We start from the raw sequence: 20,754 nt of genomic DNA on the forward strand, positions 1-20,754 counted from the left end.
GCTGGAGAGCCAGCGCCACGTGTGGAACTGTTGTCGGTGGTGCGCTGGTCACGCACGTGTCCGCCTCAGGGTTTCCGTCGGTATGGCGCTTTGTGTCGGATCCCTTCACTAGTATGAGTGGCTGTGACGGCATCAGCGGGCGAAGCCTATTTGGAGCCCCTGCTCGTGGGCGAGATTTCCGGGCGCTTTTACGTTCCCGCGTACCAGCGTGGCTACCGGTGGGGTGAGGTCGAGGTGCGGAGGCTTCTCGACGATATCTGGGGAAGCCGGGACAGGTCGTACTACCTGCAGCCGGTGGTGGTGAAGCGGTATGGCGAGGAGTGGGAGCTGGTCGACGGCCAGCAGCGGCTCACGACACTGTTCCTGATCTTCCAGTACATGAAGGCCGAGGGGCTTCAGAGTTCAGGTGCCGACTACCGCCTCCGGTATGAGACGCGGGTGGACAGCGCCGCTTACCTGGAGGAGCTCGATCCTGAACGCAGCCAGGAGAACATCGACTTCTTCCACATCCACGAGGCCTACCGGTGCATCGCTGCCTGGTTCGATGCCCACGGGAACCGGCGCCAATATGTCGCCAACAAGTTCTACGGCGCACTCTTCGAACACGTCCGGGTGATTTGGTACGAAGCCGCCGGTGATCTGGACTCTGCCACGCTCTTCACGCGGCTCAATGTCGGCCGCATCCCGCTGACCGATGCCGAGCTCGTGAAGGCCCTCCTGCTGTCGCGCAGCCGCGGCCGCATCGGCGTGACCGACCGCGCGCTCGAGATCGCGGCGCAGTGGGATGTCATCGAGCGAGATCTGCGCGATCCGGAGCTGTGGGCGTTCATCACCGGCAAGGGGGCGCAGGACCCGACGCACATCAGCCTGCTGCTGGACACGGTCGCGGGTGGGCCCACCGGGCGGGGCCGGCCGCCATTCCATACGTTCGAGACTCTTCGGGAGCGGATCGAGGCCGCCCCTCAGGAGTTCTGGAACGAGGTGGTCGACCTGCACTCTCTTGTATTGGGATGGTTTGAGAGCCGGGGCCTCTTCCACAAGATCGGTTTCCTCATCGCACGGCGGACCCCGTTCAGCGAACTGATCGAGCTCTCCAAGGACAAGCCGAAATCACGGTTCGAGGCGGAGCTCGATAGACTCATCCGCGACGACCTGATGCTCTCCGAGGCCGAGCTGCGGGACCTGAGCTATCACAGCGACAAGGCGAGTCGGGCGTTGCTGCTGATGAATATCGAGACCGTACGGCGGCGCAAGCACTCGTCGGAGCGGTATTCGTTCCGGGAACACGCTATCGGCCAATGGTCCCTGGAGCACGTACACGCGCAGAACGCGGAACGGCTCAACCGCGCGGAGCAGTGGAAGGAATGGCTTCGCCTGCATCGCCGGGCGTTGGTTGCGCTCGACGAGGTCGGCCAGGCCGAGAAAGAGCCGGTCCTGGGCATGGTGGACGAGGTGCTCGCGAAGTCAGCCATCACCGAAGCCGACTTCCGCCCGCTGGAACTCCAGCTCACCGAACTGCTCTCGGTCGGTGCGGACGCGAGCGATGGCGGAGTGGACTCGATCGCCAACCTCGCGTTGCTCGACGCGGGTGACAACAGCGCGCTGAGTAACTCGGTGTTCGCGGTCAAACGGGCGGCGGTTCTCGACCGCGACCGGCAGGGGGCCTACATCCCCGTCTGCACCAGGAACGTGTTCCTGAAGTACTACTCGCCTGCTGACGAGCATCAGATGCACTTCTGGAGCCCACAGGACCGGGAACACTACCTCGACGAGATGGTCTCGGTGCTTCGTGACTACCTGCTGCCCGACAAGGAGGCAACCCGATGAAGGGGTTTCTGACTTCGTACGCCGGGATGTTCGAGGCGCAGGCGAGTGATGCGCCGGGGATCGGCAGCATCGAAATACCGCTCATCCAGCGCGACTACGCGCAGGGACGCCCGAGTGCCTGGGTGAAGGAGATCCGGACCGACTTCCTCGAAGTCCTCCTCGACGCGGTAGCCGGTGGTGAGCCCGTCGGACTCGACTTCGTGTACGGCAAGATCGAGGGCGCCACGTTCCATCCCCTCGATGGGCAGCAACGGCTGACCACGTTGTTCCTGCTTCACTGGTATCTCGCCTCCGCCGCAGGTGAGCTTCGTCCCCATGCGGCCTGGACCCGCTTTTCCTATGCGACACGCGCGAGCGCGCGGTTATTCTGCCAGCGGCTGGCCCTCAACCCGCTGCCTCAGGACGAGGCTGTGCCATCCGCGTGGATCATCGACCAGGCGTGGTACCTGCATGTGTGGCGAAACGACCCGACCATCCAGGCTATGCTCGTCATGATCGATGCGATTCATCGGGACGTCAGGCGCCTCTATCCGGACCTGGACGCCCAGGCCGCGTGGATGCGGCTCACCCACGCCGAGTCTCCCGCGGTCTCGTTCTACCTGTTGCCGTTGGACGACATGGAGTCCGACGAGGATCTGTACATCAAGATGAACTCTCGTGGTAAGCCGCTTACTCCGTTCGAGAACTTCAAGGCGCGTTTCGAGCAGGACATCCAGCACTCGGACCGGGCTGACGAGTTCGCGCACAAGATCGACGGTTCATGGTCGGATCTCCTCTGGCCATACCACGGCGGCGACAACATTGTCGACGACGAACTCATCCACTACATCGGGTTCATCACCGAGCTCTGCGAGCTGCGCGAGGGCCGGGTGGTGTCGGAGACCCGGCTCGGGCCCCGTGCACGTGCCGTTTTCGGGCGGGAGAACAAGCGAGCCGACGAGCATCTGAACTTCCTGTTCGGCGCATTCGACAGCTGGCAGGACGGCGAGCATGTCAGCGACACCTTCGACAAGGTCCTGTCGACGGCGCTCCCGGGTCTGCGCCGCTATGACTCGCAGAAGGTTCTCCTCTTTGGCGCCATCGGTGTCAACTTGTTCGAACAATGCCTTCGACGCGGGGCCTTCCACCGCCCGTTCACGTTGCAACAGACCCTGTTCCTGTACGCGGTCCTGCTGCACGTCATCGAAGGCACCGAAGAGTTCCCACGCAGACTGCGTGTTCTGCGGAATCTTATCGCGGCCTCCGAAGACGAAATGCGCCGTTCCAGCATGCCGGCCTTGATCACGGACGTGGAGGAGGTCATCGTCCACGGCGACCTCGACGCGGTGACCAGATTCAGCGGTAACCAGGTCGAAGACGAACGTCGCAAGCAGAAGTTCCTTGATGTCAATCCCGAGCTCGCGGACGCGCTGTTCAGGCTGGAGGACCATCCAATCCTGAGAGGCACCCTCAGCGCGTTCGAGTTCGACAGCGACAGCTTCCGTCGCCGAGCGGAAGCATTCGAGACCGCCTTCGATGATTCGCTGTATTGGCGGGAACTGACCGGTGCGCTGCTCGCTACGGGTGACTACCAGCGTCGACGGCCGAAGTCCTCAGCCTGGCAGTTCGGAACTGGCTCCGCCGGTCAGGAGGGGGTGTGGCGCTATCTTCTCGCGGAGACCACGTTCGACGCCCTCTCCACGACGCGAGCCGTCCTGGGTGAGTTCCTCGACGGATTGGCGGCGTCCGGCAGCAGCGCGGCGGAGCACTTCGAGACTGTGATGGGTGAATGGCTCGCCGAGCGCGAAACGGCCGAGGTGTTCGACTGGCGTTACTACCTTATCAAGTACTCGTCCATGCGGACGGGCGCCACCGGCATCTACTACGGAGTCGACGGAGAGCTCGGTTATTCGATGTGCATGCTGCGCACCAAGCAGCGCAACGGTAACTACCGTGACCCGATCCTCCTCGAGGTTTGGAAATCCAGTGGCGTCGGCGATCGGGTCTGTGACCCGTGGTTCACCGGATACGAGACCAATCCCCGTTGGCTGCGCTTGGAGCGCAGCAGCGTCGGCATGCGCAGTGTGAGCGACGGATTCGAGCTTCTGGCACCCGCGGGCGAGGCTCTGCAAGCAAAGCTCGCCGACATCTATAGCCAGCACAACGTGGAGGCGGTGGGCGATCGCATCGTGTTGAAGGTACCTCAGCGCGACCATGGTGACGGTCCCGTGGACTCGGCGGACCGCGTAGTCATCGGTGCGGCCATTCTCCGTGACCTGGTGGCCGCTGGTCTTTAACTGGCCAGCGGCATGAGCGCAACGTAGACCGACGCTTCGCCGGTGCATAGAGCTGACGTGTAGAGGGCCTGCAGTCGCGTCGACACGGAGCACTGGTATGTCGATCTAAGGACGTGTCTCATGTGGTGCTTTTGCGGAGCTTCTGGTGGCAGGTCCGCGCCTGCGCCAAGGAGGAGGAAGGCGAGGAAAACCATCATCGTTGCGACGCATGACGATGCCGTAATCGGACAATGTTCGCGGGCAGTGGACTGCTGGAGCGGATGGAGGCCGAGGCCGAGTCGCCGGAGGTCGAGGCGGGCTTGGTGGCCCAGATTGACCAAAGCGGCGTGGGTAACTGGTCGATCCTTCGGTTGGGCGTGCGCACGGCTACCACAACGCGCGGGTTCGTCGGCTACACGGGCAAGCACGAGACGAGCGTCACCAGCAACTCTGGCGGAACGTCGCAGGGGCCGGTGCCCTACGACTACCAGGCAGATGACCGCAAGGTGCTGAGTAGCGCGGAGATCTCTTGGCCTGACGTTCGGATAGCCGTCCACAGCTGCGTGGCCTCGGGTGGCGCTCGTCCTGCCAGGTGGGTTGGCGGGAAGGCGAGTGAGCAGCTGGCAGATTGTGAGAACTGTAAAGCACCAACACCATCCAGTCGACATAGGATAATCTCATCAAATGTCAATAATGACCCTTGCGACCTCAAATAATGAGGGCGGCTTCGGAATACTAGGCATCATCGCGGCAGCGATTGGACTCGCAGGATCCGGCTATTCGTTGGTTCGATCTTCGCAGGTCAAGTCGCAGAAAGATGCGAACGATGCAGACTCCGTCTTGCAGAGTCGCAAGCTTCAATTATCAACCAGGTCAAATGCGGAGCCTGCGCTCATAAAGTCTTCGATCGAGTCTCAAAAGGAGATATACAAGGAGCATCAATTAACTGCACTGCAGGCAAGTACGCGCTATAGCAACCTTGCGCATTGGAGCATGCTCCTTACTGTAGGGTGGTTTCAACCGGTGAGTGCACCGCCTATATTCTAGCAACACTTTGCCGAACGCTTCGATCGGCTTAAGCCAGCTCAGCGTCTGCCGCGGCCGGTCGTTGAGTTCGTCTGCGATGGCATCGAGTTCGTCCTGTGAATACCCTGATAGGTCGGTTCCTTTGGGAAGGTACTGGCGCAGTAATCCATTGGTGTTCTCGTTGCTGCCGCGTTGCCAGGGTGAGCGCGGGTCACAAAAATACACCGGCATGCCGGTGGCCATGGTGAACTTTCTGTGGCCGCCCATCTCGCCACCCTGATCCCAAGTGACGCTGTTTTTGAAAACGTCAGGCAAGGTGTTCATCTTGGCGGCCAGCCGTGGGGCCACATTCTCGGCCGTGCGATCGTGAGGAATACGCACCAGCATGACGAATCGAGTGCGCCGTTCGACCAAGGTCGCGATCTGCGATTGATTGTTCGCGCCGACGATCAGATCGCCTTCCCAGAACCCAGGCACGGCACGGTCCTCAGCCTCGGCCGGCCGCTCGCTGATCAAGACCATGTCCTTGATCTTGCCCCGCAGCTCCGCCCCTCGGGACCGGGCCCGTCGCTTGATCCTGCCTTGGCGTAACCCCTCGGCCACCTCCGTCCGCAACGCCCCCTTCGCCTGTACGAACAACGCCTGGTAAATCGCTTCATGTGACACCCAGCGAGAATGATCCATCGGATGGTCGAGCCGCAACCTGTACGCGATCTGCATCGGCGACCACTTCTTCCGTAGCCCCTGATACACCATGCGAGTCAGAAACGGCGACTTCAGCACCTTGCGTTCTTTTGGACGCTTCCGTAGCCGATCCGCCCGGCGCTGCGCGACCAACGGCGAATACACCTCCCGCCCACCATTACGGTCAACCTCGCGGGACACCACCGAATGATCCCGCCCAATCCAGGCCCCAATCTCCCGAAACGACTTCCCCCGCCTCAACCCAAACGCGATCAACTCGCGCTCCACCGACTGCAACGGAACACCAAGCGACACGGAACACCCCTTCACTACCCAGAATGAGCATTATCCCCAGCCGGTGCACTGACCATCTGAGGCCAAGCGTGAGATACAGATGAAGCTGGTTCAGACGAACTGGCGCCGGCGTGGTACGGGCGGCGAGTCAGATCGGCTCCAAGGGGACCGCTGCCGAGCGCCGCCGGCGCTCATCCTGTTATGTCTCGGGGATCCAAGGCCGTCTCGTCTGGAAGGGCCGCGCGTGTTCGTTCTGCTTGAACCGCCGCGCTGCCCGTGTCTGGTGGTGAACGTTGGTCGTTGTATCAAGGCGTTCTGAATCCCGCCCAGATTGCTGCATCCGAGCGCTTTTCATTGTCGCAGATTGTGACAATGTCCTATTCGACGCGTGGGCGCGCGCGGATCCAGACGTCGATCTCGGCATATTGTTTGGCTGGCAGCCGTATGGCGAGATCATCTTTGACTCGAGCGATCGGTCTGGTCCGGATCGCGCTGGGCGCGGTGCAGTTCGGCTAGGCGTCTTTCTCATCGCGGTATGGCCCTGCGGTCAGCTGTGCGGGGCCCGGCCATAGCACGCTTCAGCGCACGGGTTGGAGCTTGTAGAGCTTGCCAACGTGTGCCGCGAATACGGCACTGATGGTCGCGCCGGGTGGTGCGACTGCTTGCCAGGCGGTGCGGTCAGGCCTGGCCATGGTTGTCGCGGTGCCGTTGGGAACGCCGGTGACGCCACCGCCGATGACCGTGTTGTTGGTGTCGGTGATGAGGATGCAGTCAGGTGGTGCTCCGTTGAAAATGGCCCACCCGGTGATGAGTGTGTCTCCGGTCAGGGTTGGGTTATCGACCACGCCGACGGCACCGCTTGCTGGCTGTTTGCTGGACAGCTCTATGGCGGTGGAGGTATTGAGCTGGTCGCCAAGTTCCGGACCGTGGCAGCCGAGAGTGAAGTAGTCGTTGAACGGATACGCGCCGAGTGCGCGGGCTGCCTGGGAGGCTCCGCGTTGGATGTGGAGGATATCGAGAACGGTGGGTGCGTCGACTCGTAGGGCCATGGCGGCGAGGTTCAGTGGTGCGTAGTCGCGCCGGACGTTATCGGCCTTGCTACCGCCGACGGCATGGGTGACAAGGCTGACGGTAATGACGATGGTGGCGACATACCGTAGCGGCCATTGTGGACGGTGCATGACGGCTAAGGCGAGCAACGCACTAGTGGAGAGAGCAGCGATGATGACGTAGCGGCTAATGAGGCCGACGTTGCCGCCGGGTACCTGGCTGGTAGTCCGGCTGAAGGCAAGCATGCCCGCGAGTGCGATGGTGTAGGTTGCTATGCCGATCCAGCCTGCGTCCGCAGGTGATCGCTCAGCATCGTCGATTCGGTTGGTCAGCGATCTGCCGACAAGTAGGGACAGTGCGGCGATGGTTGCGGCGCCCGCGATCACGGCGACGATGGCGAGGTCGGCAGACCACAGACCGCCGATCGCGGCGGCTAGAACGGAGATCCGGCCGTCGGGATCGAAGGCTGTGCTAGCCAGGGATTGCGAGCCGGAGGGTTTAGTGAGAAGCCACGCGCCGATAACGACTACACCGATCGCGGCGGAAGCGAGGACGCGTACCCGAGATTCCTTGCGCAACAGGAAGACCACGGCCAGTACAAACCAAATCGGCAGTGCGGCACCGAAATTGAGACACCCCAGCGCAGCGGCGGCGATGGCTGCCCAGAAGTGCCCGCGGTGCGCGCAGGCGATGGCGAGCACACAACAGAACACTGCTGGTACCCAGCTGATGCCATTCGTTGCCTGAAGCCACAATTCCATGGCGTGCGAACTGAACAAGAGCCAGGAGAATCCGCCGGTCATGACGGCCTTAGCTGCCGGCGACAATGTTGGGGGCAGCATCGACCGCAGAAGCAGAACGATACCTGCCGTCAAAACGACGGTCAGGACGGTGAGGACCCGGTTGTTTCCGCCGAACCACGCCGCGTCCGCCCAGAACAGCAATGATGGCAACACAAACGGCTGCTCGAGGTGGTAGGTAAAGACCTGTCCCAGCACTAGGCTGCCGTCGTCATTCGTGATCTTCGCCAGGACATGCCAGTAGTCGAGCAGCACATGCATCCGAGGGGCTCGCACTGCCGCCAACAAAGCCAGGCCGAACGGCGCCAACGTGAACAACCACAGCCCGACGAGACCGAACCGGCTCCAGATGGGTGGGAAAACAGAGCGCGCCGACTCGGTCGGTGTGTGTCGCTTACCGGACAAGGGCGGAGCGGGGGAGTGCTGGTTCACGGATCTCCAGGCGGGTTGCGGCCTCGTCCACCCAATGGCGGTTGATCGAGCGAGCGTAGCGTGCCTGCGTTCGACTTAGGCATTCTGTGGCCTGTGCTTCTACTGGATCAGGTGCCGGGTTGACAACTGTGAGCTGCACCTCACGCAGTGGTGTAACGACTGTGTGTGGTTGCAGCGATGCACGGTTCGGCTGGGAGTTGCCAGCCAACCGGCTCGCAACGTAGTGCGTGGAATTCCCGACGCCTCGCTGACTACGCGGCCGGATGGGTGCAGCGGGCTCGCCCGTTGCGAGGGAGGGACTGCTCGTGTTTCTGCTGCGTCGTGCTGTCGAAAGAACCCGGTGGATCAGAGTCGTCGTCTTCGTGCTGATCGCGGTGCTGGTCATCAGCAGTACTGAAGCGGTGTCGGCACCGCCCCAGGCTGCCGCGGCTCCCGCACCCATCGACCCCCGTGACATCCCCGTGCTGGGGTCGGCGGCCGTGGCCACTGAGACACCGCAGTCGCCGTCCACGGCGGATTTCGGAGCACAGGCACGTCTGGACAGCGGTGCAGGCAGCCATTTCGACCCGCAGCGGTCGAAAGTGGTGTCCCGGTCGACGTTCGTCACCGAGTACGAGAACCCTGACGGCACGCGTTCGGTGCGGCAGTCGAACCAGCCGCTGAATGTCCAGGACGCCGCCGGAAACTGGCAGCCGGTCCAGACCACGCTGGCCACCGATCCCGCGACCAAGCGCGCCGACGCGGACCAGCATCCCCTAAGTCCGTCACTGGCGACGAAGGCCGACGACAGCGCTGTGCTGCAGGTCGAAGCCGGCGGACGCACTGCCAGTCTCGCGTTCGACAAGGCCCTCGGCTCGACGGCCGCGGTGAAGGGCGACACGGTCACCTACCCCGAAGTCGCCGCGGGCACGGACCTGGAATACGAGGTCACACCAGGTGCGGTCAAGGAGACCATCAAACTGAAGCGCCCGCCCGCCGATGGTCGCTCGTCGTGGAGGTTCAAGCTCAACACCGGTGGTCTGACACCGAAACTGGAGAACAACGGCACCGTCGTTCTGGCAGACGAGGCTGGTGTCGCGAAGATCGTGATGCCGCCGATCGAGACTTGGGACTCCGCGGGCAACGGCGAGACCTCGCCCGCGATGACCGGCGGCACCTATTCTCTCGAGCGGGCCGGGGCGGACTGGTGGCTGACCGTCGCCGTCGACGCGAACTGGCTGCGCGATCCCCAGCGCGTCTACCCCGTGTACGTGGATCCGACCTTCACTTATGGGGTGAAGGAGTCTCATTCGTATCGTTCGGATGGTACGAACTGTGACGCGTGTGGTTTGCGGATCGGTAATAGCCAGGCCAAGGGTGACACCTACAACCGCAGCGTGTTCAACGTGGACTACACGCCGTTGTTCGGCAAGACCGTTGTCGGTGCCCGCATGGACCTGACCCGCAACACCAGCGTGGTCGGGTCGGTGAAGACCTGGAACGCGAACCTTCACCACGCGTCCGCGTTCAACTTCAACGGCGTCGGCGGCTATATGACCAGCGCCCTGGTCGGTGACGTCGGCAGCTTTGTCGGCGAGGGCCTGACCGGGTTCATCCGCGATCGCGTGAATGCCCGTGACGGCAGCGTGTTCTTTATGTTGATCGGCGCCGAGAACCCTGGAACCTGGACGTACAAGAACCTCAACGCCACCCTCACCGTCGACACCGGCAGCCCAGCGCCGGCGACCACGCTCGTCAGCCCCGCGGACAACTCGGTGTCGACCACGTTGACCCCGACGCTGTCGGTGAAGCCGGTCACCGATCCCGATGGTGACGCTGTCAAGTACTGCTTCCGCGTCGCCACCGGCGCGGACGGCAAGTCCGGTGTCGTGGTCGAGTCCGGCTGCCTGGCCACGCCGACGTGGACGGTCCCGGCGGGGATCCTGCAGGACGGCGTCGCCTATACCTGGCAAGCGATGACCTTCAGTGGCGGAACCACGATCACCCCGACCTGGGTCGCGCATCTGAAGGTCGACCAGCGCATCGGTGACCACGGGCCGTCCCCGACCGACGACGCCGGCCCGGTCACGGTCAACCTCGCCAACGGCAACGCCTCGCTCTCGCAGCAGACTCCGTCGTTCACCACCGTCGGCGGCAACGCCGGGCTGAACTTCACCTTCAACTCCCAGCAACGGGAGAACAAGGGGCTCAAAGCCTCTTATTTCGTCGACCTGTCGCACAACGGGTTGATCAGCGACGCTCAGCAGCCGGTGCTGACCCGCACCGAGCCGCAGGTGAACGTCGACTGGGGCACCGACTCGCCGTTCGCGCCGGCGCTGCCCACGGACTGGTTCGTCGCCCGATGGGAGGGCTTTTTCCAGGCCCCGGTCGCCGGGACCTACCAGTTCGCCGGGGTGCATGACGACGGCGCGGTGGTATGGATCAACGGGAACAAGGTCTACGACATCGGCACCCCGAGCGACGTGAACTGGACCCAGTCCACCAACGTCACCTTGACCGCCGGCCAGCGTGTCCCGATCAAGGTCGAGAACGCCGAGGCCACGGGCGCGGCGAAGATGCGGCTGTTCGTCCGGACCAGCGACAACACCACCGTCGCCCCGCAGATTGTCCCGGCGGACTGGCTGTTCTCCAGCGATTTGCCCGCGCTGCCGCAGGGCTGGACTCTCTCGGCAGACCTCGACGGTGACGGCACCAGCTACACCGAAGCCAAGGTCACCGACCAGAACATCGTGCTCACCGACGCCACCGGCGCCAAGCACACCTGGACCAAGAAGTCCACCGGCGGATACACCCCGCCGGTGGGCGAGGACGGCGTCCTCGGCCTCGACACCACCGGCCGCGTCACCCTGCGCGACGGCGGTGACGTGTTCACCTTCCGCGCGGACGGCAAGCTCGACACCCAAGCCTCCGTCACGGATTCGCGCAAGCCGGCGGCACTGCAGAACATCTACACCGGCACCCCGTCGCGGCTCACGCAAATCAAGGACCCGGTCTCCGGCCGGGCTCACACCCTGCACTACAACCGCGCCGGCGACGACTGCTACGGCGGCACCAACGCACCTGCGGGGACTGACGCGCTCGCGCCCTCGCAGATGCTCTGCCGGGTGTCCTATTGGGACGGTAGCCAAACGTTCCTGTGGTACGCCCAAGGCCGCCTCGCCCGGATCGAGGACCCAGGTTCGGAGAACAACGACTACCTCTACGACAGCGGCGGTCGAATCACCGCCGTCCGCGGCCCGCTGGTCACCGACTGGGTCGCCGCCGACCCGGCGAGCCGCAACTTGATCGACTATTACACGACCATCGGTTACGCCGACCAGAACGGCAAAACCCAGGTCGTCACCGTCACCGAACCGGCTCCGGCACCCGGCCAGCCGAGACCGAAGACGACCTACCGCTACGACCCGGCCAACCGCACGTCCTTCACCGACACAGCAGGCCTGAACCCGGCCACCGGGTTCGCCAGCAAGGTCACCTACGACGAGGCCGACCGCACACTGTCCACCACGGACGCCGCGGGCAAGACCTCGACACAAGAATGGGGCGCGAAGGACCAATCCCTGTCCACCACCGACGCGGCCGGCCGCAAGGCGACCACCGTCTACGACTACGCCGACCGCGCCACCGACTCATACGGCCCCGCGCCGGCGTCGTGCTTCAACGGCCAGCAGCCGAACGGCACGTGCGGGATGTCGCACGGACACACCGGCTACGACGAGGGCATCAACGGCCTGTCCGTCGCCTATCACGACAACGACAGCCTTTCCGGCGCCCCGAAGACCTACACCACCGGCATCGGCGGCCCCGGCGGGCAACTGGTGAAGAACTGGAACACCGCCGCGCCGGCCGACGGTATCCCCGCGGATCACTTCTCCCTGCGCGCCACCGGTGACATCGTGTTCCCGGCCGCCGGGAACTACACCCTGCGAGTGCTGGCCGACGACGGGGTCCGCGTGTGGGTGGACGACCAGATCGTCATCGACGACTGGATCAACACCACGCCGAAGTGGCGCACCGGCGTCGTCAACAACCCCACCCCGGGGGCGGCGAAGCGGATCCGGATCGACTACTACGAGTTCGATCAAACCGCCCAGCTCGAACTGCACTGGACCAACCCCTCCGGCACGCAGGAACCCGTCCCCGGTGCGCAGCTCAAGCCGCGGTACGGACTGACCACCTCCACCACCGCGGCCGAGTCCGCCGGGGTGGCGGACAAGGTCGGCACCACCCGATTCGACGAGAACGGGCTCGACCCCGTCTACGGCCTCGCCACCTCCGGCCAGGGCAACCCGGGTGGGCTCAAGATCAACGGCTCGGTCGGCTACGAGCAGCCAGGCAGCGGGTACCTGCGCAAAACCGGCAAAACCATGGCCACCGGTGCCAAGACCGGTTACGCCTACTACGGCGACACCGAAACGCGCGCGAACCCGTGCGTTCCAGGCAGCGCCGCGGTGAACCAGGGTGGGATGGTCAAACTGATCACCTCCACCGCACCTGCTGCCGGGCCCGCACGGATCGACGAGCAGGTCTACGACGCGACCGGCCGGGTGCTGGCCGAGTCCACCGGCGGTGGCTGGACCTGCACCACTTACGACAATCGCGACCGTCCCGTCGAGATACTTGTCCCGGCATCGGCGACCTCGCCGGCAGTGACGGTCAAGCACGACTACGCGGTCGGCGGAGACCCGCTCACCCGTTCGGTCTCCGACGACAAAGGCACCATCACCACCACGTCGGACCTGCTCGGCCGGGTCACCGCCTACACCGACGTCAACGGTGTCCACACAGGTACCGTTTACGACCAGGCCGGGCGCGTCACCTCGACCACCGTCACCCCGCCCGACACCGCCGACGCACCGCGGACTCTCTCATTCACCTACGACGACGCCGGACGCGTACAGACCCAGAAGCTCGACGGCACGACCCTAGCCACGGTCGGCTACGACAACGCCGGCGAACTCGCCACCGTCACCTACGCCAACGGCACCTCGCTGGCCTCGGTGACCAAGGACAACGCAGCCCGCGCGCTGTCGCTGGGCTGGAAGACCAGCGACGGCAAGGACATCGTCTCCCAAGTCGGACGCACCACAGCGGGCACGATCATCGACGAGTCCCTCGCCGGGACCGACGCTCGCCCGAACGCCCCGAACTACCTCTACGACGGCGCCGGCCGCCTGACTGAGGCCTACGTCACCGGCCATCACTACACCTACGACTACACCTCCACCGCGTCCGCGACCTGCCCCGTCGGCACCCAGGCGAACGCGGGCCTCAACACCAACCGGATGCGGCTGCTCGACCAAACCGCGGCCGGAACCGCGGAAACCCGCTACTGCTACGACGCCGCAGACCGGATCCTGGCCACCGAAGGCGCCACCACCCTCACCGGATTCACCTACGACGCGGACGGCAACACCACCGGCTGGAAGTCTGCGGACGGCAGCACCACCACCCTGACCTGGGACGGCTCCGACCGCAACACCGGCGCCCGCACCATAGGCCCCAACCCCGCGCAGAACGCCGACATCGCCTACACCCGCGACGCCACCGACCGCATCGTCCGCCGCGACCCGCGTGACTGCGACAACAACACCGTCGTCCGCTACGGCTTCACCGGCGACGGCGACTCCGCAGACCTGACCCTCAACGCAGACAACCGCCTCACCTCGCTGTCAGTGACCCTTCCGGGCGGAGTCCTCTACACCAGCAAGATCGGCAACGACGGCGCGTTCACCCCGTCGTACGACCACCCGTCGGTCCGGGGTGACCTGGTCCTGTCCACCGACGCGGCCGGACACCAGGTCGGCGACCTGCGCTCGTACGACCCATACGGCCAGCCACTGACCACCGCGGGTGCTGTCGATCCGCAGAACGTTCCGGACAACTCACCGGGTTCGATGGACTACGGGTGGCTCGGCCAGCACCAGCGGCCCTACGAACACACTGGGGCCCTGGCCCTGGTGCAGATGGGCGCACGCCCGTACAGCCCACTGCTCGGCCGGTTCCTGTCCGTCGACCCCGAAGAGGGCGGCTCCGCCAACGACTACGACTACGTCGCCGGCGATCCCATCAACAGCGTGGACCTTGACGGTCATGGCTTCTGGGGGTCGCTCTGGAATGGTGTCAAGGCGGTTGCCCGAGTGGTGACCCCCGTCGCCGAATGGGTTTCCTGGGTGCCGGGCCCGATTGGGACTGTCGCCGCGGGGATCGCGGCCGCGGGGAACGCGATCCAAGGCAACTGGGCCCGGGCCGCCAGCTTCGCCGCCGTCGCGCTCACCCAAGGCGTCTCCCGTTACACTCGCATCGTCGGCAGTGTCGTGTCACGCTCTCGAAGGCTCGGGTTCATGAGCAAGCGGTTCGGCAACAACGGTGCCATGCCGAACCGTGTCCGCCAGTCGATGCACAAGATCGCTCCCGGCGGAACGTGGAACAACAAGAACCGTACGCTGCGGATCGGTTGGAGTGTAGCCAAGAAGCCGAGGAACTCCACGTTCCGCATCTCATACTCGAGGCTGCCGAAAAAGTATCGGCACTATCACATCATGAAGGGGCCGAAGCGCTACTGAGATGAGCGACGAGGAGATGACATCGGCTGAAATGGCACGTCTGTGGGCTGAAGCGCTGGTCCGCGCGATAAACGCGCTGGCGCCCGCCACCGAGGGGCTGTTCGAAGCGGTCCTTGACAGCGGGGTCTCGGATCTTCCGCAGACTGTCCGGGTCAGCTCTGCGCGTCGAGGGGATCCCTCTCTGACGATCGTCGTCGAAGAGGTGCAGGCGTTCTTGTCGATCGACTCTGTGCAGGGAGTGTTTGTGGCCTACGAGTTCGAAGGATCGCCAGTCGACCTCGAGCAGGAAGTCGAAAGCCGTAAACGCGGCGCTGAGCCCGGTGAGGCCCATTCGCTGAGCGAAATGGACTTGGTCGAGCACGTCGACGCTGTCATGACATCCGGATTCTCACTCGTCAGGTTGCCGCTGTTCGAACGACTCAAGATCTTCAGTGGTAGTTCGGGTGTTGCGTTGAGCTGGGTCAATTTCGATGTGTCTTGGCCCCCGGTGCTCGTGCGAAAATGGAGACCGTAGATCCGTCCCAGGCGAGGGGGTTTCCATGTCAAGGACGGCCGTGGCGCAGAGGAGGTCGCTCACCGGACAGCGATCGATCGTCGGTGCGAGGTACGCGGAAATGAAGTCGCCTGCCTAGAATGGTCGTGGGGCTGGGTGAAATCCGACCTCGGTTCGTTGATGGCGGGCGTGGCACGGCAACGGTGTAAGCCGGGGGTGCGCCGCCTGCTCGACGACACCGTGTAGGAGCGACAGACCGAAATCTGGGACAGCGTCGCCAGGCGCCGGACCGCGCCGGCGGGGTCACCTTCGGCGACGGAAGGGGCAAGGACTCCGGTGGCCGCGTCGCCATCCTCAACCCCGGCACCCCGATCGGCCGCCTGAGTCGGGGCCTCGCCCTGGTCGCCACCGCGACGGCATAGCCCCATCGACGACGGCCAGGCCCTCCATCACCGAGGGCCTAGCCGTCCCTGTCTTCGCTGCGGCTGGGACCGGCGGAGACTTGTCGGGTGGTAAGCCGCAGCCGATCGCCGGTGCGCAGGTGCTGGGATACGGGGCGTTCGCCAGCGGTGCCGCGCTGCTGCCGATGACGGTGCTGATCGTCGTGCTGATGGTCGCGGTCGCGCCCCGGCTGATCGGCCGGTTCGGGCCGAAGAAGATGATCATCGGTGGTCTGTGGGCGCTCGCCGCGGGTCTGGTGTGGCTGTCGTTCGTCAGCCCGACGGGCAATTTCCTGGTCGACGTCCTGCCCGCGTCGCTGGTCGCGGCTCTGGGCCAGGCGCTGGCGTTCATCCCGTCGCTCGGCACCGCGATTTCCAGCGCGAAGCCGGAGGAAGGCGGGCTGGCGTCGGGGATCGTGAACACCTCGTACCAGATCGGTTCGGCGCTCGGCCTCGCCGCGATGACCGCGGTCGGCGTGTCGTTCGGCGCGGGGCGGATCGGGGACCCGGTCGCGCTGACCGGCGGATACTCGGCCGCGTTCCTCGGGGCCGCGGGAATCGCGGTCGCGGGTGGCTTCCTGGCCATGGCCACCCTGCGCTTCCCCCGGAGCTCGCCGAGCGAAGTCACCGGAGGTGACCCGGCGGTCGTGCGATGACCGGCTGTATCCCGTGTGGAGGGTGAGACTGTTGCAGGTCCGCCCTCCACGCGGCGTTTCACCTGGCCTTGCGATGTTTTCGAGGTGGCCCAAAGGAAGGAACGACGGTGTCAGACGCAGACGGTGGTGACAGGGCGGAGCCGCTGTCGGTGGTGACCACCAGCGCAGGTCCGGGGCATGTGATCATCACCGTGTCCGGCGATCTCGATCTCGCGACGACCAAGTTCCTCGATGCGGTGCTCAGTCGGGCACTCGACCCGGTGCCGAGCAGCGTGATCGTCGATCTGAACGCGGTGGAGTTCTGTGACTCCACTGGCCTGACGTCCCTGGTTGGTCTCAATAATCGTTGTGCCGCTGACCGCATCGACCTTCGGTTCCTGCCCTCGGCGACGATCCGCCGGTTGTTGCGGCGTACTGGACTGTCGGGCCTGTTGCCGATCGGCTGAGCCGGCTGTCAGCAGAAGGCCAGGCTGAATGCCCCCATGAGGGCGACGGCGACGACTGCGGGGGCGGTCAAGCAGGCGGCACCGCCGATGATGCTGGTCATGCCGGACCGCACGGGCAGCCGTTGACGGTCTTCGAGCCTGCTGACCCGGATCGAAGTGTCACCGCCCGACATCGCGAGCGCTTTCTTCGGCCCCCCGGTGGCCCCGATGGTGAGCAACGCCGACCGCACCGGTCCGGCTCCACATTCCGCGGCCGCCGTCCGATCGGCGGCGAGCTCGACGAAGAGGCCGATCGCATTCGGTAGTTCGCGCATGAGCGGGACGAAGCGCAGGGTCCTGCCCAGTACATCGGCACAGCCGGTGAGCAGGTGATGACGGCTGCGGACGTGAGCGTGCTCGTGGGCGAACACCGCTTGAAGCTCAGCGGCTGTGAGCCGGGCACGCAACCCGTCGCTCGCGACGATCATGGCGCGGCGTCCGCCCAGGCTGTAGGCGATCGGGTGTTCGTGGGGCAGCCACAGGGTCCGGACGCGATCCGATGGCCGGGAGCCGGACAGCCGCAGTGCGTCGAGATGCCGCTCATGCAGCTGGTTGCGGCGCCGTCGCCGCCTGATCGACGACGAGAGCAGGCGGATGAGCGCGAACGTCAGCAGGATTCCGGCCGTACCACCGACCACCAGGTCAAGCGACGGAATCCCGTCGTGACTGATCGTGGACAGACAGGCGTCGATCAAGCGGGTGATCTGATCCGCGGGACCATGACCGGGCAGGGCGAGCAGGAGCACGCCGCCGACCGCGCCCAGCAGCAGGCCGATCGCGGTCATGAGCCACCAGGTGATCGCCGCCGCCGGGCTGCCCTGTGGCGTCCCGAATCTCGCCAGGACCGGTGGGGAACACCAGCCGACGATCAGGACGCCGAGGAGGAGCGCGGCGGCGGGGATCACCGCTTTCGCTGCTTTCGTCGCAAGGCGCGGCGCAGGATGTCCGACTCTTCCTCGGAGACCGACTGCGCGAAGTGCAGCAGCACCGATTCCGGGTCGTCCGCCGAGTCGAGCACGTCACGAAGAGTTTGAGCGGTGGATTCCTCACGCGACGTGATCGCTCGGTAGCGGTACGCGCGGCCTTCCATTTCCCGGACGACCCATTCCTTGCGGTACAGGTTGTCCAGCACGGTCATGACCGTGGTGTACGCCAGGTCCCGCTCTTTGGCGATCTCCTCGAGCACCTCGCGGACCAGCATGGGTTCCGAACCGCGCCACAGCACGTCCATCACCGTGGCTTCGAGCTCGCCCAACCGACGCATGACACCTCCTGGGGAGCGAGGATACCGTCCTGGTCAGCCGACTATGCGCCTCGCGCCCATCAGGTGCCCGTCACCCTTCATGGACCGGACGTCGACGAGTTGTCCTTCGGTCGGCGCGTCGACCATTTTCCCGCTGCCCACGAACATGCCGACGTGGTGGATGGCGCCGGGATTGCCGGTCCCGTCGTCATAGAACAGCAGGTCGCCAGGCTGCAACTGGTCGAGGGAGACCGGTTTTCCGGCCGTGTACTGCTGACGGCTGGTGCGGGGGATGGTGACGCCCGCCTGGCGGTAGGCCCAGGAGGTCAAGCCGGAGCAGTCGAATTCGGCGGGGCCGGTGGCACCCCATTCGTATTGCGAGCCCCTTTTGGACAGTGCGGCTTGCAGTGCGTCGTTCGCCGCTCCGGGCGGGCCGAGATAAGAACCGGTGTCCTGGACCTTGCCGAGTTTGGCCTTGTCCTGCGCCGGAAGTGCTCCCAGCGCCTGACGAACCTGCTTGATCTGCCGGTCGAGGTCGTTCTTCCGGTTGGTGACCTGGTCCACCGCCCACTGCGCGGCCGCTGTCGCCTCGCTCGCGCGTTTCTGGGCTTCTGCCGCCTGTGCCCGGCCCTTGGCGGCCTGATCGAGTACGGTCTTCAGCCCGGCGAGCGCGTCGGCCTTCTGTCCGGACAGGAGGGAGATGGCCGCGGACTTCTGCAGGAACTCGGTCCGGCTGCTGCTGTCGAGCAAGGCCGCGAGCTGATTGACCGAAGAAGCTCCCTGGAAGTTCGCGGCGACGAGTTTGTCGACCTCGCCCCGGAACTTCGTGATGGAGCCCTCCGCGTCCGCCAACGCCTTGTTGGCGGCGGCGAGATCGGCGTCAGCTTTGGCGCTTGTGGCTTTCCGCGCGGCCAGGTCATCCTGCGCGGCGGAGAAATCCTCTTCGGCCTTCGCGGCGTCGGCGCCGAGGCGCTGGTAGCGAGACATCGGATCCTGCGCCTCGGTGGGCGGCGGTGCCGGCTGCGCACTCGCGGGGATCGTGCTCAATCCGAGCGGGAGAACAACGGCGGCAGTCAAGACGCGCAGTGAAGCCGTACGGCGTCGGTGCGGTGTCACGGGTGCTGGATCTCCTGTCGTGTTTTCGAGCCTGGTCACGGACCGCCCCGAAGGCCCGCGGGTCACCGTAAGGTAACGAGCCGCACTTGTCCACTATTTCACTTAGTACTAGGTAGGTGGCATAGAGTAGTGAGACGTCAGAATGTGATGGTCGCTACCGCTTATGCTGGTACAGGCTCACCAAGGTCGTTTCGCGGGAGTCTTCGCTGAGCTCAGAACGGTGCACGCGGCGCAGTCCAGCCATCTCGGCGATCAGATCGAGCTCGTCGGCGATGTGGATGTGCGCGCCGTGCTGTGGCTCGATTCGCCCTGGACGCACTTCCACGAGAACGACGCCGTTCGGTGTGACGTGTTCGGCGGCCTTGCGCAGCAAGTGAATCTGAGAGCGCAGACTTTCCCGGCTGGTCAAGGCTTCCGGGCTCAGCAGGATCGAGTCGAAGTAGGTTCCCGCGGGCAAGGTGATGTCGAGATCGTCCACATTGGACGTGACGGTCACCAGAAATCCCGCATCCGCGAGAGCTGTCTTCATGTCCTCGCTTGCCACGCCGATGTGCAGGACGCGAGGCTCCTGTGTCCATGAGTGCAGGAGCCGCACGAGGTGGCTTCGGGTCGGTGTGACGATCCGGAGCGCATGACGCGACATCGATCACCTGTCGTCCGAGTCGGGGAGATCTACGGCAAGTAGTACTAGACGTAATAGTACCTACTGGCGAGGGATCCCGTCGAGACCCGGCGGGCGGCCGCCGGGCGCGGAAAGCGCCCGGCGGCAGTGGATCAACCCTGCGGGAGCAGTCCCTGCATCTCGCGGATCTCGGTCTCTTGGGCGTCGATGATCTTCTGAGCGAGTGCCTTGGCGTCGGCGTTGGAACCCTTGGTGAGTTCGGTCTTCGCCATGTCGACGGCGCCCTGGTGGTGCCGGATCATCATGCCGAGCCACACCTTGTCGAAGTCGGCACCCCTGGCCTGCTCGAGTTCCTTCATTTCGGCCTCGGTCATCATGCCGGACATCGATCCGTGGTCCATGGGCATGCTCGAGCTCGCCGCGGGGCCCGCACCCCAGGCGGTCAGCCACGCCTTCATCTGCTGGATTTCCGGGTCTTGAGCCTTTTCGATGCGCTTCGCCAGGTCGATGACCTGGGGATTCGTGCTGCGCGATGGCACCAGCTCGGACATGTCCAGCGCCTGGCTGTGGTGTTCGATCATCTGCTGGGCGAAGGCGATGTCATCCGCGTTCTGGCCTGCCTGCTGCCCCGACGACGGAGCCGCCGCCGAGTTGTTGTGGTCCATGCCGGACATTCCGGCGTCGTTGCCGCTGCAGCCCGCGAGAACAAGCGCGGCGGCCATGGCGACACCGCTGACGATCAGTGATTTGCGCATGGTGAATATA

General features: G+C 64.8%; 14 protein-coding genes. 7 read left to right on the forward strand and 7 right to left on the reverse strand.

The annotated features are described in order from the left end of the window. The first annotated feature begins 123 nt into the window (after window positions 1-123). The 3 genes from ACZ1DY_RS18890 (at window position 124) to ACZ1DY_RS18900 (ending at window position 4,798) form a co-directional block, all read left to right on the forward strand. The gene (locus tag ACZ1DY_RS18890) at window positions 124-1,827 is read left to right on the forward strand and encodes a DUF262 domain-containing protein (protein WP_465485153.1); all 1,704 of its coding nucleotides are present in this window, start codon (window positions 124-126) and stop codon (window positions 1,825-1,827) included. Further along, complete coding sequence (locus ACZ1DY_RS18895; protein ID WP_465485154.1) at window positions 1,824-4,103, forward strand: DUF262 domain-containing protein; 2,280 nt, start codon at window positions 1,824-1,826, stop codon at window positions 4,101-4,103. The genes ACZ1DY_RS18890 and ACZ1DY_RS18895 overlap by 4 nt, the downstream gene beginning before the upstream one ends. Window positions 4,104-4,363: 260 nt before the next feature. Then, the gene (locus tag ACZ1DY_RS18900) at window positions 4,364-4,798 is read left to right on the forward strand and encodes an Imm1 family immunity protein (RefSeq protein WP_465485684.1); all 435 of its coding nucleotides are present in this window, start codon (window positions 4,364-4,366) and stop codon (window positions 4,796-4,798) included. Window positions 4,799-5,024: 226 nt separating this feature from the next. Here the strand turns inward: ACZ1DY_RS18900 and ACZ1DY_RS18905 are convergent, their stop codons facing one another. Together ACZ1DY_RS18905 and ACZ1DY_RS18910 are read right to left on the reverse strand one after the other, a co-directional pair. Beyond that, complete coding sequence (locus ACZ1DY_RS18905; RefSeq protein ID WP_465485155.1) at window positions 5,025-6,107, reverse strand: IS30 family transposase; 1,083 nt, start codon at window positions 6,105-6,107, stop codon at window positions 5,025-5,027. Window positions 6,108-6,664: 557 nt separating this feature from the next. After that, complete coding sequence (locus ACZ1DY_RS18910) at window positions 6,665-8,197, reverse strand: DUF2079 domain-containing protein (RefSeq protein ID WP_465485156.1); 1,533 nt, start codon at window positions 8,195-8,197, stop codon at window positions 6,665-6,667. Window positions 8,198-8,673: 476 nt separating this feature from the next. Here ACZ1DY_RS18910 and ACZ1DY_RS18915 point away from each other — a divergent pair, with 476 nt between their 5' ends. From ACZ1DY_RS18915 to ACZ1DY_RS18930, 4 genes are all read left to right on the forward strand, one after another. Next, the gene (locus tag ACZ1DY_RS18915; RefSeq protein ID WP_465485157.1) at window positions 8,674-14,934 is read left to right on the forward strand and encodes a PA14 domain-containing protein; all 6,261 of its coding nucleotides are present in this window, start codon (window positions 8,674-8,676) and stop codon (window positions 14,932-14,934) included. A gap of 1 nt (window position 14,935) precedes the next feature. After that, on the forward strand, window positions 14,936-15,448 hold the full coding sequence (locus ACZ1DY_RS18920; protein ID WP_465485158.1) for a hypothetical protein: 513 nt from the start codon (window positions 14,936-14,938) through the stop codon (window positions 15,446-15,448). Window positions 15,449-15,875: 427 nt separating this feature from the next. Continuing rightward, window positions 15,876-16,523, forward strand: coding sequence for an MFS transporter (locus ACZ1DY_RS18925; RefSeq protein ID WP_465485685.1), 648 nt, complete (start codon window positions 15,876-15,878; stop codon window positions 16,521-16,523). Between the two features lie 107 nt (window positions 16,524-16,630). Then, the gene (locus ACZ1DY_RS18930; protein ID WP_465485159.1) at window positions 16,631-16,969 is read left to right on the forward strand and encodes an STAS domain-containing protein; all 339 of its coding nucleotides are present in this window, start codon (window positions 16,631-16,633) and stop codon (window positions 16,967-16,969) included. An 8-nt stretch (window positions 16,970-16,977) separates the two neighbouring features. On the opposite strand, the gene ACZ1DY_RS18935 is transcribed toward ACZ1DY_RS18930, so the two are convergent. The 5 genes from ACZ1DY_RS18935 to ACZ1DY_RS18955 form a co-directional block, all read right to left on the reverse strand. Further along, window positions 16,978-17,913: a M56 family metallopeptidase gene (locus tag ACZ1DY_RS18935; RefSeq protein ID WP_465485160.1), complete on the reverse strand. Its 936-nt coding sequence runs from the start codon at window positions 17,911-17,913 to the stop codon at window positions 16,978-16,980. Next, window positions 17,910-18,272 (reverse strand): BlaI/MecI/CopY family transcriptional regulator, encoded by a 363-nt coding sequence (locus ACZ1DY_RS18940; protein ID WP_465485161.1) that lies wholly within the window; start codon window positions 18,270-18,272, stop codon window positions 17,910-17,912. Before ACZ1DY_RS18940 ends, ACZ1DY_RS18935 begins: the two co-directional genes overlap by 4 nt. Before the next feature lie 33 nt (window positions 18,273-18,305). Next, window positions 18,306-19,328 (reverse strand): C40 family peptidase, encoded by a 1,023-nt coding sequence (locus tag ACZ1DY_RS18945; RefSeq protein WP_465485162.1) that lies wholly within the window; start codon window positions 19,326-19,328, stop codon window positions 18,306-18,308. 193 nt (window positions 19,329-19,521) lie between these two features. Continuing rightward, window positions 19,522-20,010: a hypothetical protein gene (locus ACZ1DY_RS18950; RefSeq protein WP_465485163.1), complete on the reverse strand. Its 489-nt coding sequence runs from the start codon at window positions 20,008-20,010 to the stop codon at window positions 19,522-19,524. 131 nt (window positions 20,011-20,141) lie between these two features. Then, window positions 20,142-20,744: a DUF305 domain-containing protein gene (locus ACZ1DY_RS18955; RefSeq protein ID WP_465485164.1), complete on the reverse strand. Its 603-nt coding sequence runs from the start codon at window positions 20,742-20,744 to the stop codon at window positions 20,142-20,144. Between the last annotated feature and the right edge of the window lie 10 nt (window positions 20,745-20,754).

The organism is Amycolatopsis sp. PSD-21 (assembly GCF_055561455.1).

Bases quoted from the DNA above. Each gene is read 5' to 3' on its own strand.
- ACZ1DY_RS18895 (WP_465485154.1), top strand. From the start codon at position 1,824: ATGAAGGGGTTTCTGACTTCGTACGCCGGGATGTTCGAGGCGCAGGCG.
- ACZ1DY_RS18900 (WP_465485684.1), top strand. From the start codon at position 4,364: ATGGAGGCCGAGGCCGAGTCGCCGGAGGTCGAGGCGGGCTTGGTGGCC.
- ACZ1DY_RS18910 (WP_465485156.1), bottom strand. From the start codon at position 8,197: ATGCATGTGCTGCTCGACTACTGGCATGTCCTGGCGAAGATCACGAAT.
- ACZ1DY_RS18920 (WP_465485158.1), top strand. From the start codon at position 14,936: ATGAGCGACGAGGAGATGACATCGGCTGAAATGGCACGTCTGTGGGCT.
- ACZ1DY_RS18940 (WP_465485161.1), bottom strand. From the start codon at position 18,272: ATGCGTCGGTTGGGCGAGCTCGAAGCCACGGTGATGGACGTGCTGTGG.
- ACZ1DY_RS18950 (WP_465485163.1), bottom strand. From the start codon at position 20,010: ATGTCGCGTCATGCGCTCCGGATCGTCACACCGACCCGAAGCCACCTC.
- ACZ1DY_RS18955 (WP_465485164.1), bottom strand. From the start codon at position 20,744: ATGCGCAAATCACTGATCGTCAGCGGTGTCGCCATGGCCGCCGCGCTT.